Genomic DNA, 13,753 nt, shown 5'->3' with positions numbered 1-13,753 from the left:
TGAAGAACGTTGTTATCCATTCCTGTAAATGTGAAGGTTGTTACCACCATCCAGCAGGATCAAGAGAAAGAGACCATTGAAGAAGAGAGCGTAGGGAAGCTATACGGTGAAGAGGAGCGTTATTTCCTTCGCTATTCCATGAATGAAGGGCAAGAGAGCGAGGTGCAGACCACGCTGAAGCTAGAACCTAATCAGCTGACCATCATACGTCAAGGTAGTGTCACCATGCGCCATTCCTTTATTCTCGGTGAGGTAGGAAGAAGCTGGTATACTACGCCATATGGGCGGATGGAAATGACAACGATGACGACCCAACTCGAGTATGATGGAAAGGCAGGATCGCAAGCTTCTCATCTCCTGCAATCCTTACTTATCACCTACCAACTCTGGCTTGCTGGTCAGGAGGCAGGACAGTTTCGTATTGCAATTCAAGTTCTATCACAGCCATCTTCTCGTCTCATGTGAGCGAGAAGATTTTTTTCTTTACAGAGGAATGGAAAACTTGGTAATATGAAGAAAATGCTAATATTTTAGCCAATAAAAGCCAAATATTCGGCATGTCAGGGAGGTAGGAGGAAGGAGATGAATAGATTGACGAAGAGTCAGGATTTATGGTCCCTCATTCTTGAGACCATTGATGAAGGCATCCATGTTGTTGATCAGCATGGTGTCACCATCTTTTATAATCGCGTGGCTTCACAGTTAGACGGAATGCAACCCGAGCAAGTTCTGGGTAAACATCTGTTAGACGCATTCCCCTCCCTTGCACAGGAGACCAGTACACTTCTCCGCGTATTAACAACGGGGCAGCCCATTCACAACCAGCATCAGACCTATATGAACAAGGAAGGGAAGTGGGTGGACACCATCAATACCACACTTCCAGTGCTTCGCCATGGTGAATGTATTGCAGCAGTAGAGATTGCGAAGGACTACAGCCGATTACAAACACTTGCAAATCGATTAGCGGAGATTCAAGCACAGATGAAAACAGGACAAACCGGTGGCAGAGAGGAACGAAGGCTTCGCTTTTATCATCTTGATCAGATTATTACACAGGATGAGAAGATGCTAGCATTAATCGAGCAGGCACGTAGAGCAGCGCGTACCAATTCGCCGATCTTAGTCTATGGTGAGACGGGAACTGGGAAGGAACTTTTTGTTCAAGGGATCCATCAAGCATCTCCACGTTCAGGACAGCCCTTTATTGCTCAAAATTGTGCAGCCCTTCCTGCTTCTTTGTTGGAAGGGTTACTATTCGGAACAGTACGAGGAAGCTTTACAGGTGCAGTGGATCGACCAGGGTTGTTTGAGCTGGCAGATGGTGGGACACTCTTCCTCGATGAGATCAACTCCATGCCTTTAGAGCTGCAGGCCAAACTATTGCGTGTCCTCCAAGAGAAGCAAGTACGACGTGTGGGGGGGACACAATCGCAAGCAGTGGATGTTCGCATCATGGCTGCAACCAATCAAAAGCCCTTGGATGCTGTTGAGCAAGGGGCGTTACGTGAGGATCTCTTCTACCGTTTGCAGGTGGTAGCCCTTCCCATTCCGCCACTACGAGAACGACTACAAGACATTCCCTTGTTGACCCAGCATTTTATCACCAGCTTTAAGCAGCAATTTACGAGTCCACTTGAAGGGGTCAGTGCAGAAGTGGCTAAGGTTTTCCAGCAATATTCCTGGCCGGGTAATGTACGTGAACTGAAGCATGTGATTGAAGCAGCCTTTAATCTTAGTGATGGACCACTACTGAAGGTAAGCGATTTGCCTGATTACCTATTAGATCGCAACAGATATGGAAGCTGGCAGCAATCCCTCTCCTTGCAGGAGCAATTATTTTATTATGAAACACAATTGATCGAGGAAGCGTTACTAACAACAGGAGGGAATCTGAAGAAGGCAGCGCAGCTATTGGGGATACCTCGTCAAACTTTACAATATAAGCTAGCCAAGCGCAGAACCATTGCACGAAAGGAGAAATAGGTATGCCGGAAATTAGGCACACCCATTTCTTTTTTTTATGCATTTGAAAACGAAGAATGTCTGAATTGCTTGCCATACCATGCTTACGAATAATAGATTGAATAGATTGAAAATTGGCACGAATATTGCATTAGAAATCGAGTAGAAAGGGGTGTTGCCGATGAAGCCAGGAGACCATTATGGAATTCATCGAAGTATCGAGCCACCAAATACGCTACCCCAGCCAGCCTGGCGGATAGATCCCAGTTTACCCATCTATGATAATGAGCTCTTACTCGATGTAACCACATTAAACATTGATGCTGCTTCATTTCAGCAGATTAAACGGGAAGTAGGAGGCACAAAGGAAGCAGTGGCAACGCGCATCTTGCAGATCGTCCATGAACGGGGGAAGATGCATAATCCTGTAACCGGTTCAGGTGGGATGTTGATTGGGAAGATTCGTCAATGGGGAGAACGCTTTCCTCATTCAGAGCTGCAGATCGGTCAAGAGGTGGCGACGCTGGTCTCCCTCTCATTGACACCATTGAGTATTCACCAGATCCATGACATCTGTATGGAGACAGGTCAAGTAGAGGTAGAGGGGGAAGCCATCCTCTTTGCCAGCGGGATTTTTGCTCCTATTCCTCAGGAGCTACCCCGTCGTGTAGCACTTGCAGTACTCGATGTATGTGGAGCCCCTGGGCAGATCGCTAAGTTGGTACAGCCTGAACAGCGGGTGGTCATCCTTGGCGCTGGTGGAAAATCAGGGGTTCTCTCCCTCTTCCAAGCGCGTAAGCAGCTGGGTAATACAGGTCAGCTCTTGGCCTTAGAATACTCAGCAGAAGCATGTGATTGGTTGCGTCAGCTTCATATTGCTGATGAGGTGATCCAAGTGGATGCCACGCAACCAGTGGAGGTGCTGAAGCAGGTAGAAGCCGCCACAGCTGGTGAATTAGCCGATCTTGTAATCAATTGTGTCAGCATGCCCCATACAGAGATGGCGGCGATCTTAAGCACCCGTCAAGGCGGAATCACCTATTTTTTCAGTATGGCCACCAGCTTTACAGCAGCGGCCTTAGGGGCAGAAGGGGTAGGTAAGGATATTCAGATGGTGATTGGCAATGGCTACACGGCAGGACATGTCCAAGCTGCCTTCGAGGCGATCTGGGAGCATCCCCAAATTGCTGCATGGTTTTATCAACGTTATGCAGGAATCTCAATAGAAGCAGAAAAGGAGAGGATGGAATGAAGGAAAGAAGAGATTGGCGTGAGGTAGAGCTGTGGAAAGATGTGACAGACGAAGAATGGAATGATTGGATGTGGCAACTTACTCATACCATTAAAACGGTAGATGATCTTAAGAAAGTGGTCAACTTAACACCAGAAGAGGAGGAAGGCGTGCGCATTTCCAGTCAGACCATCCCACTCAATATTACACCTTACTATGCCAGCATCATGGATCCAGACGATCCTCGATGTCCTGTACGCTTACAATCGGTTCCCCTCTCCCATGAGATCAATAAAACACCATACGATTTAGAGGATCCATTACACGAAGATGAGGACTCTCCTACACCGGGTCTTACCCATCGCTATCCAGATCGTGTTCTATTCCTCGTGACCAACCAATGCTCCATGTACTGTCGCTACTGTACACGGCGCCGCTTCTCTGGTCAGATCGGGATGGGTGTGCCTAAGAAGCAGTTAGATGCAGCGATCCAATATATTCGGAATACGCCACAGGTTCGCGATGTGCTCATCTCTGGTGGTGATGGACTGCTCATCAATGATCGAATCCTAGAGTATATCTTAAAGAATCTGCGAGAGATTCCTCATGTGGAGATTATTCGGATTGGCACGCGAGCACCTGTGGTTTTTCCTCAGCGGATTACCGATAATCTCTGCGCTATTTTAAAGAAGTACCACCCCATTTGGCTGAACACACATTTCAATCATCCTAAGGAGTTAACCCCTGAAGCGCGAGAAGCCTGTGCCAAGCTGGCTGATGCCGGCGTTCCTTTAGGAAACCAGTCGGTGATCCTCCGTGGTGTGAATGATAGCACCAGAATTATGAAGGAACTGGTTCATGAGCTCGTCAAGACCCGCGTTCGTCCTTACTATATCTACCAGTGTGATATGTCAGAAGGGATCGGGCATTTCCGCGTACCTACAGCACGAGGCATTGAGATTATTGAATCATTACGAGGTCATACCTCAGGCTATGCCGTGCCCACATTCGTGATTGATGCACCAGGAGGCGGTGGTAAAATTCCAGTCATGCCCAACTATCTTATCTCCCAAAGCCCAGAGAAAGTGGTGCTCCGTAATTATGAAGGGGTGATTACCAGTTACCCTGAGCCAGCCCATTACGTACGAGGGGAAGAGGAAGCCTATTGGTACGGTGAAGATGTACAGGATAAGGCAACCGTAGGAATCGAAGCCCTGATGAAGGATCAAGCCTTCAACCTCGTACCTCAGGATCTATCGCGGATGCGGAAACGTCAAACCTATGAAGAGCAAGGCGCAGTCTCTCTTAAGCATAAGCGTCAGGAATATCGTGAGAAGGTAGTAGAGAAAAGCACTGAAGTCCAAACTGAGAGCGAGCAAAACGAACAAAAGAAAGAGGCATAGGGCATGTTTAAAGAGATTTGGCCAGCATCAGCTCCCCGGGTTTGTATTGCAGGGCTTGCTAAGAATGTAGGGAAGACGACGGTATTAAATGGACTCTTAGCAGAAGGAGAAAGACGGGGATATTCAATGGCCGTAGCGAGTTTAGGAGTGGATGGGGAGAAGTATGATGTCTGGAGCTATCGGGAGAAGCCAGCGGTTCGTCTTCCTCCTCATACATTAGTAGCTACAGCAGAGCAGGCACTGCAGGAGAGTGAGGTGGAGTATACGATCCTGCAACGCCTTGCCCGTTCAACACCTTTAGGCTCCATCTATCTCATTCGTACCCTGAACGCAGGAACATGCAAACTAGCAGGAACTCCTACCACTGCTGATCTGCAGGAAGTATGGGAGCATTTTCAGTACCAAGGAGCAACACATCTCCTAATCGATGGGGCCTATGATCGTGTTACAGCAGCCCAGCCTAATTTAGTGGATGGACTCATCCTCTCCGTAGGTGCATCGGTTCATCCCTCATTACAGGAAGTGGTCAAGGCGATGGAAGATCGCCTTCTTCCCCTTTCTCTACCGGATACGAGCCACCTTCCTCTCGCATTACGGGCTTACTATGAGGACGAAGTAGCGAAGTATCCCGAGCAAATCTGGCTATGGACAGAGCAGGGAGGTCAGCATTGGCCAGGGATCTGGAGCTTAGCAGAAGGGTCGATTTTGTCCGAGATTCCTCATGTTGGTGAAGCGGGCCTTTATCTTCCTGGAGCACTTACAACGGAGCGTCTTCAGCAATTAAGTAAGATCAATCCTACACTTCATCTTGTTCTCCGCGATCATACGCGATGGTTTTTGGAAGCCTGTGATGTTCAGCCTTTCTATCGAAGGGGTGGACATTGCTATGTACAGCAACAGCTGCCATTGCTGGCGGTCACCATGAACGCGGATTCTTGTGCAGGCTATTTCTTTGACCCACAGGAGATGGCGGCTGCCTTACGTGCTGTGATGCCACCTGATGTTCCATTAGTGGATGTGCTGCGTCAGCAGCGCTATTGATTTGCCCACAAGAATAAGAGATAGAAAAGGAGTATCGTCATGCGACAACGTCTACAGCGACTAACAGAGAGTGCATCGGGCTGGGAACAGTTTTGGCAAGACTTGAAGCCCATTACCCCCATGGGTCGTCAGGCTAAGTCAGTCTGGAGGCCCTTTCGTCCAGGGGAGGAAGCGACCTGGCAGGCTTATATGGATCAGCAAGGGAGAGCCATTACATATCTACGCGCCCATCCAGAGGTGGTAGAGAGGATCCAGATGTACTTACGGCGACTATTTTCCATTGAACATTTATTGAAGATGTGGCAGGCGAGGCTCGCTGGTCGGTTGAGTGACTGGTATCAGCTTTTGGAGTGGCTAACACAGTTAAGAGGTTGGCTTCAGGAACGACAGCATTGGGATCATGAGGGACTAGCGGCGCTACAGCAGTGTAATCTGGTATTGGAAGAGTTCCAACACTTCCAAGCTGATGGAGATGGGGGCTTTACCATCCCTGCTCAGTTTGATCCACGATTACAGAGAATACAATCAGAGCAGCAGGCGTTACTGCAGCAGCGTCATGAGGAGTTGTCCAAGTATCGTTGTGAATTAGCGGACCAATACAAGCTCACCTGGAATCAGGAGGGTGAATGCTGGGTTCCCCTTAATCGTCTCGAGGGGTTGAAGGGAATTAAGGGACTTCAACTCCTTCGAACCACGCCATTTGAAGCGGCATACGGGCTCCATCCAGCCATTACTCAAGTCTATGATGAACAGCTGCAAATATTAGAGGAACGTAGTTCGTTAATCGTCGAGGAGATCCTGCATGAGCTTACCAGTAAGCTAAAAGATGTTTGGCCTCTCTTACTGCAATTACACAGTACGATTGGACAGTGGGAGCTGGAGTGGCTGGCCATTCAGTGGGCTCTGCAACGGGGAATGGTGCAGCCGCAATTAAGTGGTACTGGTCTCTTTCGCGTAGATAAAGGTATTCATCCCCTGCTGGCGCAGCGGTTTGCGTTCACTCCCATCTCTCTAGAGTTAACGGATGGTGTCACGATTTTGACAGGTGCTAACATGGGGGGGAAGAGCGTAGCCTTACGTACGATCATTTTTCTCCAATCCCTTGTACAATATGGCTTCTGGGTTCCTGCCCAACAGTTAACCACGCAGCTTTTTCATGAACTCTATCTGCTCACAGGCGATGGGCAGGATGCAGGAGCAGGTCTAAGCTCCTTTGGCTTCGATCTCCTGGCAGTCCATACCATCTTACAGGAGAAAAGTGTGGGGACGTCTGTCCTACTCTGCTTTGATGAATTTGCACGGGGGACGAATCCCATTGAAGGCTCACGCTTTGCTCGGGGAGTTGTTCAATATCTTCAGCAGACCAGTGGTTGCATGACGCTCTTCGTCACCCATTTCCCTGCTGTCCTCTCTATTCCCAAGCTCCATTTTTATCAAACTGGAGGCATTCGAATGAATGCACTGCAAGGAGAGCTAGAACGGTTGGAAACGGAAGAGTATCCAGCTGAGGGTAGGTGGCAGGAGTTGCTAGCTCATCTACAAAGTCAGCTGGATTATGCTCTTTATCCAACAGAGACGCAATCCATACCGCAGGAAGCCTTACGAATTGCTGAAATCCTCGGACTATACCCTCCCCTATTACAAGCGGTGGAGGCGGAATATAAAGAGAACAAGAACGGGAGGGAGGAACCATAATGGAAGCGAAACTAAGATTGGATCAAGAGATCATTGATCAAGCGCGTCAGTCTGCGGGCAGGATTGCCAAGGATGTAGACCGCTTCATTGCCCAAAGGACGACGGTAGCTGTTGAGCGGACGGTGACTCGTCTCTTTGGCGTAGATGGGATTAATAGTGATGGCGTTCCTTTACCCAATGTGGTGGTTGAACAGATCCTAGATGAAGGTACATTAAATCGGGGTATCTCCTACTGGTTAGTGAATGGCGCCTTGCAGCTTAACGTGGAGATTCAGGAGCTTGTGGAGGGAGTGGCAGCTGGAGAGATAAAATTGACACAGCTTCCTCAGGCAAGCAGAGAAGCAGTGCACAAAAAGGGGAGAGAGCTTTCTGAGCAAAATCTCCGCAAGATTGAAGAGCAACGGCGATACCGTGAACAGATCATTACAAAGAAGGGTGATGCGAAGCAGCCCTATCTCTATGTAATTGTAGCTACGGGTGATATCTATGAGGATATCGTACAGGCGCGTACAGCAGCTCGCCAAGGGGCAGATGTCATTGCCGTGATACGTAGTACAGGGCAGAGTCTCCTCGATTTCGTTCCCTTTGGTGCCACACGTGAGGGCTTTGGTGGTACCTATGCTACCCAGGAAAACTTTCGTATTATGCGGGCAGCTCTAGATGAAGTAGGGGAAGAATTAGGGAGATATATCCGTCTCTGCAATTATTGTTCAGGGCTATGTATGCCAGAAATCGCTGCCATGGGTGCACTTGAACGTCTAGATATGATGCTCAACGATGCGCTGTACGGGATCCTCTTCCGTGATATTAATATGCAGCGAACCCTTGTTGATCAGTATTTTTCACGGATGATTAACAGCTATGCAGGCATTATTATCAACACCGGAGAGGATAATTACCTTACTACGGCAGATGCTGTAGAAGCAGCACATACCGTCTTAGCATCCCAGCTCGTCAATGAGCAACTGGCGTTGTTATCTGGATTACCCCCACAGCAGATGGGATTAGGTCATGCCTTTGAGATGAATCCAGATTTAGAGGATGGCTTTTTGTGGGAGCTAGCACAAGCACAGATGTCCCGGGAAATTTTTCCTGAGGCACCTTTAAAATATATGCCTCCTACCAAGCATATGACAGGCAATATTTTTAAAGGCCATCTTCAGGATGCGCTCTTTAATATGGTGGGGATCATGACACAGCAGGGTATTCAATTACTAGGGATGATGACGGAAGCCATGCACACCCCTCATATGCACGATCGTTATTTGGCACTAGAGAATGCTCGCTATATCATGAACAACATGCGCCATCTTGGTGAGGAGATTCTCTTCCGCCCTGGTGGGCAGATTGAAGGGCGAGCACAGCAGGTACTAGCAAAAGCAGCTCAAATGCTTAAGGAGGTTGAGGAGACGGGGCTATTAAGTGCCATCAGTGCAGGACTTTTTGCGGATGTGAAACGGCCATTAGATGGTGGAAGGGGACTATCTGGTGTGTTGCTCAAAGATTCTACCTATTGGAACCCCTTCGAGGAGCTATTGCGGGAGCGCTTGGGATTAGGCCCAAGGGAGGTGATAGCATGATTCAACAGGTAGATTGGAAGAGAATTCGTCCCTATGGGGATACCTTAGGAGATGGGATTGTACAATTGTCGTTTACATTACCTATTCCTCATAATGAAGAAGCGAAGGAGGCAGCTAAGCAGCTCTGTGCTGCAATGGGACTAGAGGAACCACAAATCTATCATAGCGTGGATTTAGGTGAGGGTTACTCCTTCTTTATCCTTTATGGGAAATCACAGGCTAGTGTTGATATGACGAAAATTGAAGTGCCTAAAATCCAAAGCAAACAGAGGAGCTTTGAAGAGATCAATCATGCCATTCGCCATCAATTAGGGCGAAAGATGGTAGTAGTGGGTGCATGCACTGGCACAGATGCCCATACAGTAGGGATCGATGCCATTATGAATATGAAAGGTTATCATGGCGATTATGGCTTGGAACGATATCCTGAGGTGGAAGCGTATAATTTAGGCAGTCAGGTACCCAATGAAAGGCTGATGGCACGAGCGGTGGAGCTGAATGCTGATGCCATCCTTGTCTCCCAGGTAGTGACGCAAAAAGGGGTGCATATTAAAAATCTGACCAATTTAATCGAGCTCCTTGAGGCTGACCAGCTACGTCAACGCTTTATCGTTATCTGTGGGGGACCACGCATCAATCATGAAATGGCGTTAGAATTGGGCTTCGATGCCGGGTTTGGACCTGGCCACACTGCCCCTGATGTAGCATCCTTTATCCTAGACCAGTTAATCCAGCGCGGAGAATAACACTTCCCAAAAAGAAGTTTGGTCATGCATTAGCACATTTCTGATGAAATAGATTAGAATAGGGATATGGGTAAAAGACGAATTCAAAATATATGAGGTGCAAAGCATGATTATTATAAAAACAGCAGAAGAAATTGAAAAGATGCGGGAAGCAGGCAAGATTCTAGTCAAGACGCATAAAGCCTTAGCCAAGTTAATCCGACCTGGTATTACGACACGAGAGATCGATGAATTTGCTGAGAAGTTTATCTTAGAGCATGGTGCCACACCAGAGCAAAAAGGCTATCATGGTTATCCCTATGCGACGTGTACATCCGTGAATGAAGTGATCTGTCATGGATTCCCTGGAAGTCAGGTCTTGAAGGAAGGGGATATTGTTACCGTGGACATGGTGGTCAATCTAGATGGCTGGCTAGCCGATTCTGCATGGTCCTATGCAGTTGGTAATATCTCTGAAGAGGCTCAAAATTTACTAGATGTGACGAAGGAATCTCTCTACATCGGGATTGAACAAGCAGTCGTAGGAAATCGCATCGGTGATATCGGCCATGCCATTCAAACTTTTGCAGAAGGAAAGGGTTTAAGCGTGGTGCGAGAGTTCTGCGGACATGGGATTGGTCAACAGATGCATGAGGATCCGCAGGTTCCTCATTTTGGGCGACCAGGGCATGGCGTTCGTCTCAAAGAAGGCATGGTAATCACCATTGAACCGATGCTAAATATTGGGGCATGGCAGTCCAAAATTGATCCCGATGGATGGACAGCACGGACTGTGGATCGCTCCTTATCTGCACAATATGAGCATACCATTGCAATTACTGCAGATGGTCCCGTAATTCTTACGGACCAAGATATGGTAGATTAATCAATTGGACTTTTCTGAATGGGAGAACAGTGGGAAGATTTCAAGCCTTACTGTTCTCTTTTTGATCTCAGCTTGCTGAAAGGAGTAGGATTTTTGTCGTTTTTGGTGAATAGGATTATTAATGTAATATGTCAAATTGAAGGAGGATCAGGAGAATGAGTTTCTTCAATAAGCTGAAACAAGGAATGTCAGACGCAGGCGCAAAGGCAAAAACCATGATGGAAGTGAACAAGCTACGACAACAGGTTAGTAGCAAGCAGCAAGACATTAATACCTTATATCAAAAGATGGGTCAGCACCTCTATAAGCAATATGAAGAACAGCAACTAGCCATTGATGAAGAGATTCTGGCTTCTTGCGCAGATATACTACGGATCGATCAAGAGATTGCAGAATTAGAAGTAGAGATTCGTGCACTTAATGGCGAAAAGAAATGTATCTGTGGACAAGTGGTACCAATAGAGACACGCTTCTGCCCAGCTTGTGGACACCAGTTTCCTGAATTACCAAAGCCTATTGAGCCATCTGTAGATGCAGAAGTAGTGGAACAAGAGCCCATCCCTGAAGAAGAAGGAGAAATCAAAGAAGGAGTAGAGATCAAAGAAGCGGAGGAGATGATAACAGAAGATATGAAAGCGGAGGAAATGCCCGAGGTAGAGATCATAGAGCCTCAGCCAATTGTCTGTCCTGCATGTAATCAACCGATCAAAGCTGGAGCAAAATTCTGTGGCCATTGTGGCCATGCGTTGTAAAAATATGTAGAAAAAGTACATAAGAAGGAAAATATTCAAGGCATCGAGAATAACATAGAAAAGAATGAAACAAAGTGAGGTGATTGACATGCAACAATTTGCCGATCTGCTTCGAGCGTTTAAAACTTGGCTTTCATCCTTTTCTATTCTTCATTTTCTTTTCCCCATTGCACTTTATCTCACCTTCATCTCCTTAGGGATCCGCTTTATCAATCTCATCCTGGGGGCTTCTTTGGCAATTCACTGGGGTTGGTTGAGTACATTAAGCCAACTTGCCTATTTTGGCTTCTATCTCGGATTTTTTCTACTATTAGTAACGCCAGAGAAGCAATGGGCGCCGTATGCTCTTTGGGGATATGCAATCTTCCAGCTATACCCCTTTACCTATTTTTCACTATATACGGTACTTTCAGCTTTGACTGCCATATTTTTTGGCTATGGATTATTCCGTTTTATGGCATCACCTTATGCTAAAGAAGTGTAAAAAGGGCTGTCCCATCGGTAAACAAACGGACCGATGGGCAGCCCTTTTGAATAATGTATTATTCTTACTTGCTCTTCGGAGAATCCCTTATTACTATAGGTCTACGATGACACTCCTAGCATTAAGTCAGATTCAGCAATGGAGGTATCGCATCAATCGGCTTAATCAGGGAAGTCATGGGAAAGTCCTGTTGGAGCAACAAAGTCAGGGAAGTCATGTGAGAGTCCTGTTGGGGCGACAGCATCAGGGAAATCATGGGAAAGTCCTGTTGGAACGACTGTGTCAGGGAAGTCGTGTGAGAGTCCTGCTGGAAGCACTGCGAAAGTGAACGTGGCTGCAAGTAAGAAAGAAGCAAACCGTTTCATAGAATCACCTCCTAAAATATACTAAACTTATTATAACTTAAATAGAAAATATATCCATAATATTTTAACATTTTATAGTAAAAATTTTTAGTAGACTTAAAACAGAGGGAGTTTTTCATTCCCGATAGAGGTTGGTTGTAAAATAAGTATTATAGATACGAGCAGCTTTAGCATAATACTCTGGAGAGTTGAAATGCTCTGCAAGAAGAAAGTAGAGCCTTGCAGCGTAATTCTCAGCGCCTGCAGAGAGATATTTTTCAATAGCAAATAGATATTCTCGCTGCATCTTATGAAAACTTTCGATGGCAACGTAATATTCTCCCTTCATCTGGTACATTAAGGCCTGATGTATGGGGAGTAGCTGACTAGCAAATTGATTCTCAAAATCAGTAATATAAGTTAAAAAACTATCGTGGTCATGACTAGCTAGGTAGACCTGACAGATAATTAACATGGTGAATGCAATCTCTGATGGGTTGCCCAATTCCTTTTTCAATTGGAGCGAACTTTTCAAGTGTTCCAGTGACTTTTCCCATTCACCTTTCTCTCGAAAATAAATTCCAATATTGTGCAATGCTTTAGCATGTTGTAGCTTTTCTCGAGTAGAGTTAATGGGATATTGTAAGACAATATTAGATTGCTCATAGGACTCCTCCCACCGTTTTTCATCACTGTAGATGATCGCTCGTAAGAGTGCCGTTTCTTTTAGGTTAAAGATTGCTTCTTGTTGACGAAAGAGGTGCGCAGCCATCTTCGCATAATAGGTGCCTTGAGCATTCATCGAAATTCTAGTATGGGTAAGCGCTAGATAATAGTAAAGAATCGCTTCATGGATGGAACCATCCTTCGTATTCCTTTCCATGGCTAGCATAAAGTGGTCTAATGCTTCTAAATATTTCCCCTGATTGTATTGGAGAATTCCAAGGGTGATCTGAATTCGGAAGAAGAGAGACGTATATTGTGAGAATCGGTAAGCACTTAATCCTTTTAGCACTTCATAGGCTGCTGTATTCTCTTTCCATCGTGCATAGTAGATAGCTTCCAAATTGATCACATCAATATGTGCTTCTTCATTGAGTATGGATGCAAGCAACCCTTTAATTCGTTGGATCTCCGCCCACGCCTCTTCATACTCCTTTTCATGGATCAGTCGGTAGGTAGAATCAGAACGCCTAGAGATTTCTAAGATCTGCTGTGTTTCACACGCTCCGGTAAGTTCATCGATACTTACCCCTAAGCGTTTTGCAAACATGGGAATCAAATTGGCAGGAACAGGCTCTTGATCGTTCTCGTAACGGCTTACCTTGCCTGTAGAAGAGATACCTTCAGCCAATTGGCGTTGTGTAAGCTTCCGTAGCTTCCGTAGTACTTGCAGGCGATAACCGATATGATGCATATAATTTTCCCCCCTCATTAATTCCGTACAAGATTTCTATTTCTCTCATTATAAACAAAATATGACAGACATGCATATGATAAGGTTGAATAAAATAGAAAATTAGCAAGATTTAATGTTTTAATTCTTAAACAATGAATGAATGGTCATTCAATACATGTTACAATAATGAAAAATATGATTATGGCAAGTAGATATGGAAGTAAGGCGTAGAAAAAATATAAAAGAAG

13 protein-coding genes are annotated in these 13,753 nt (G+C 46.1%); 11 read left to right on the top strand and 2 right to left on the bottom strand.

Annotated features, from left to right (window positions below; all coding sequences use genetic code 11):
* Window positions 1–9: 9 nt before the first annotated feature.
* The 11 genes from BN1691_RS07300 (at window position 10) to BN1691_RS07250 (ending at window position 11,762) form a co-directional block, all read left to right on the top strand.
* Entirely contained in the window at window positions 10–465 is a 456-nt protein-coding gene (locus tag BN1691_RS07300; RefSeq protein ID WP_048601548.1) for a YwiB family protein, read from the top strand.
* A 117-nt stretch (window positions 466–582) separates the two neighbouring features.
* Window positions 583–1,986: a sigma-54 interaction domain-containing protein gene (locus BN1691_RS07295; RefSeq protein WP_048601547.1), complete on the top strand. Its 1,404-nt coding sequence runs from the start codon at window positions 583–585 to the stop codon at window positions 1,984–1,986.
* A 160-nt stretch (window positions 1,987–2,146) separates the two neighbouring features.
* Window positions 2,147–3,217, top strand: coding sequence for an L-erythro-3,5-diaminohexanoate dehydrogenase (kdd, locus tag BN1691_RS07290; protein WP_048601546.1), 1,071 nt, complete (start codon window positions 2,147–2,149; stop codon window positions 3,215–3,217).
* Window positions 3,214–4,599, top strand: coding sequence for a lysine 2,3-aminomutase (kamA, locus tag BN1691_RS07285; protein WP_048601545.1), 1,386 nt, complete (start codon window positions 3,214–3,216; stop codon window positions 4,597–4,599). The genes kdd and kamA overlap by 4 nt, the downstream gene beginning before the upstream one ends.
* A 3-nt stretch (window positions 4,600–4,602) precedes the next feature.
* Window positions 4,603–5,640, top strand: coding sequence for a lysine 5,6-aminomutase reactivase subunit KamB (gene kamB / locus BN1691_RS07280; RefSeq protein ID WP_048601544.1), 1,038 nt, complete (start codon window positions 4,603–4,605; stop codon window positions 5,638–5,640).
* A 39-nt stretch (window positions 5,641–5,679) separates the two neighbouring features.
* On the top strand, window positions 5,680–7,335 hold the full coding sequence (gene kamC / locus BN1691_RS07275; protein WP_048601543.1) for a lysine 5,6-aminomutase reactivase ATPase KamC: 1,656 nt from the start codon (window positions 5,680–5,682) through the stop codon (window positions 7,333–7,335).
* On the top strand, window positions 7,335–8,915 hold the full coding sequence (gene kamD, locus BN1691_RS07270) for a lysine 5,6-aminomutase subunit alpha (protein ID WP_048601542.1): 1,581 nt from the start codon (window positions 7,335–7,337) through the stop codon (window positions 8,913–8,915). Before kamC ends, kamD begins: the two co-directional genes overlap by 1 nt.
* Window positions 8,912–9,661 carry a lysine 5,6-aminomutase subunit beta gene (kamE, locus tag BN1691_RS07265; RefSeq protein WP_048601541.1) on the top strand — a complete coding sequence of 250 codons (750 nt, stop codon included), beginning with the start codon at window positions 8,912–8,914 and terminating at the stop codon, window positions 9,659–9,661. Before kamD ends, kamE begins: the two co-directional genes overlap by 4 nt.
* Before the next feature lie 106 nt (window positions 9,662–9,767).
* Complete coding sequence (gene map, locus BN1691_RS07260) at window positions 9,768–10,526, top strand: type I methionyl aminopeptidase (RefSeq protein WP_048601540.1); 759 nt, start codon at window positions 9,768–9,770, stop codon at window positions 10,524–10,526.
* 155 nt (window positions 10,527–10,681) lie between these two features.
* Entirely contained in the window at window positions 10,682–11,278 is a 597-nt protein-coding gene (locus tag BN1691_RS07255) for a zinc ribbon domain-containing protein (RefSeq protein ID WP_048601539.1), read from the top strand.
* Window positions 11,279–11,366: 88 nt separating this feature from the next.
* Window positions 11,367–11,762, top strand: a complete 396-nt coding sequence (locus tag BN1691_RS07250; protein ID WP_147545745.1) for a hypothetical protein — start codon at window positions 11,367–11,369, stop codon at window positions 11,760–11,762.
* 161 nt (window positions 11,763–11,923) lie between these two features.
* Here the strand turns inward: BN1691_RS07250 and BN1691_RS07245 are convergent, their stop codons facing one another.
* Both BN1691_RS07245 and BN1691_RS07240 read right to left on the bottom strand, forming a co-directional pair.
* A complete protein-coding gene (locus BN1691_RS07245; protein ID WP_048601537.1) occupies window positions 11,924–12,127 on the bottom strand; it encodes a hypothetical protein in 204 nt (67 codons plus the stop codon).
* A gap of 115 nt (window positions 12,128–12,242) precedes the next feature.
* Entirely contained in the window at window positions 12,243–13,523 is a 1,281-nt protein-coding gene (locus BN1691_RS07240; protein WP_048601536.1) for a helix-turn-helix domain-containing protein, read from the bottom strand.
* Between the last annotated feature and the right edge of the window lie 230 nt (window positions 13,524–13,753).

Origin of the sequence: Rubeoparvulum massiliense (assembly GCF_001049895.1) — a bacterium.
GTDB lineage: Bacteria > Bacillota > Bacilli > Rubeoparvulales > Rubeoparvulaceae > Rubeoparvulum > Rubeoparvulum massiliense.
Note: the sequence above shows the minus strand (reverse complement) of the source record. Positions and strands in the feature narration are given on the sequence as shown.

Bases quoted from the DNA above. Each gene is read 5' to 3' on its own strand.
- BN1691_RS07250 (WP_147545745.1), top strand. From the start codon at position 11,367: ATGCAACAATTTGCCGATCTGCTTCGAGCGTTTAAAACTTGGCTTTCA.
- kamE (WP_048601541.1), top strand. From the start codon at position 8,912: ATGATTCAACAGGTAGATTGGAAGAGAATTCGTCCCTATGGGGATACC.
- map (WP_048601540.1), top strand. From the start codon at position 9,768: ATGATTATTATAAAAACAGCAGAAGAAATTGAAAAGATGCGGGAAGCA.
- kamC (WP_048601543.1), top strand. From the start codon at position 5,680: ATGCGACAACGTCTACAGCGACTAACAGAGAGTGCATCGGGCTGGGAA.
- kdd (WP_048601546.1), top strand. From the start codon at position 2,147: ATGAAGCCAGGAGACCATTATGGAATTCATCGAAGTATCGAGCCACCA.
- BN1691_RS07295 (WP_048601547.1), top strand. From the start codon at position 583: ATGAATAGATTGACGAAGAGTCAGGATTTATGGTCCCTCATTCTTGAG.
- kamA (WP_048601545.1), top strand. From the start codon at position 3,214: ATGAAGGAAAGAAGAGATTGGCGTGAGGTAGAGCTGTGGAAAGATGTG.
- BN1691_RS07240 (WP_048601536.1), bottom strand. From the start codon at position 13,523: ATGCATCATATCGGTTATCGCCTGCAAGTACTACGGAAGCTACGGAAG.
- BN1691_RS07245 (WP_048601537.1), bottom strand. From the start codon at position 12,127: ATGAAACGGTTTGCTTCTTTCTTACTTGCAGCCACGTTCACTTTCGCA.
- kamD (WP_048601542.1), top strand. From the start codon at position 7,335: ATGGAAGCGAAACTAAGATTGGATCAAGAGATCATTGATCAAGCGCGT.
- BN1691_RS07255 (WP_048601539.1), top strand. From the start codon at position 10,682: ATGAGTTTCTTCAATAAGCTGAAACAAGGAATGTCAGACGCAGGCGCA.
- kamB (WP_048601544.1), top strand. From the start codon at position 4,603: ATGTTTAAAGAGATTTGGCCAGCATCAGCTCCCCGGGTTTGTATTGCA.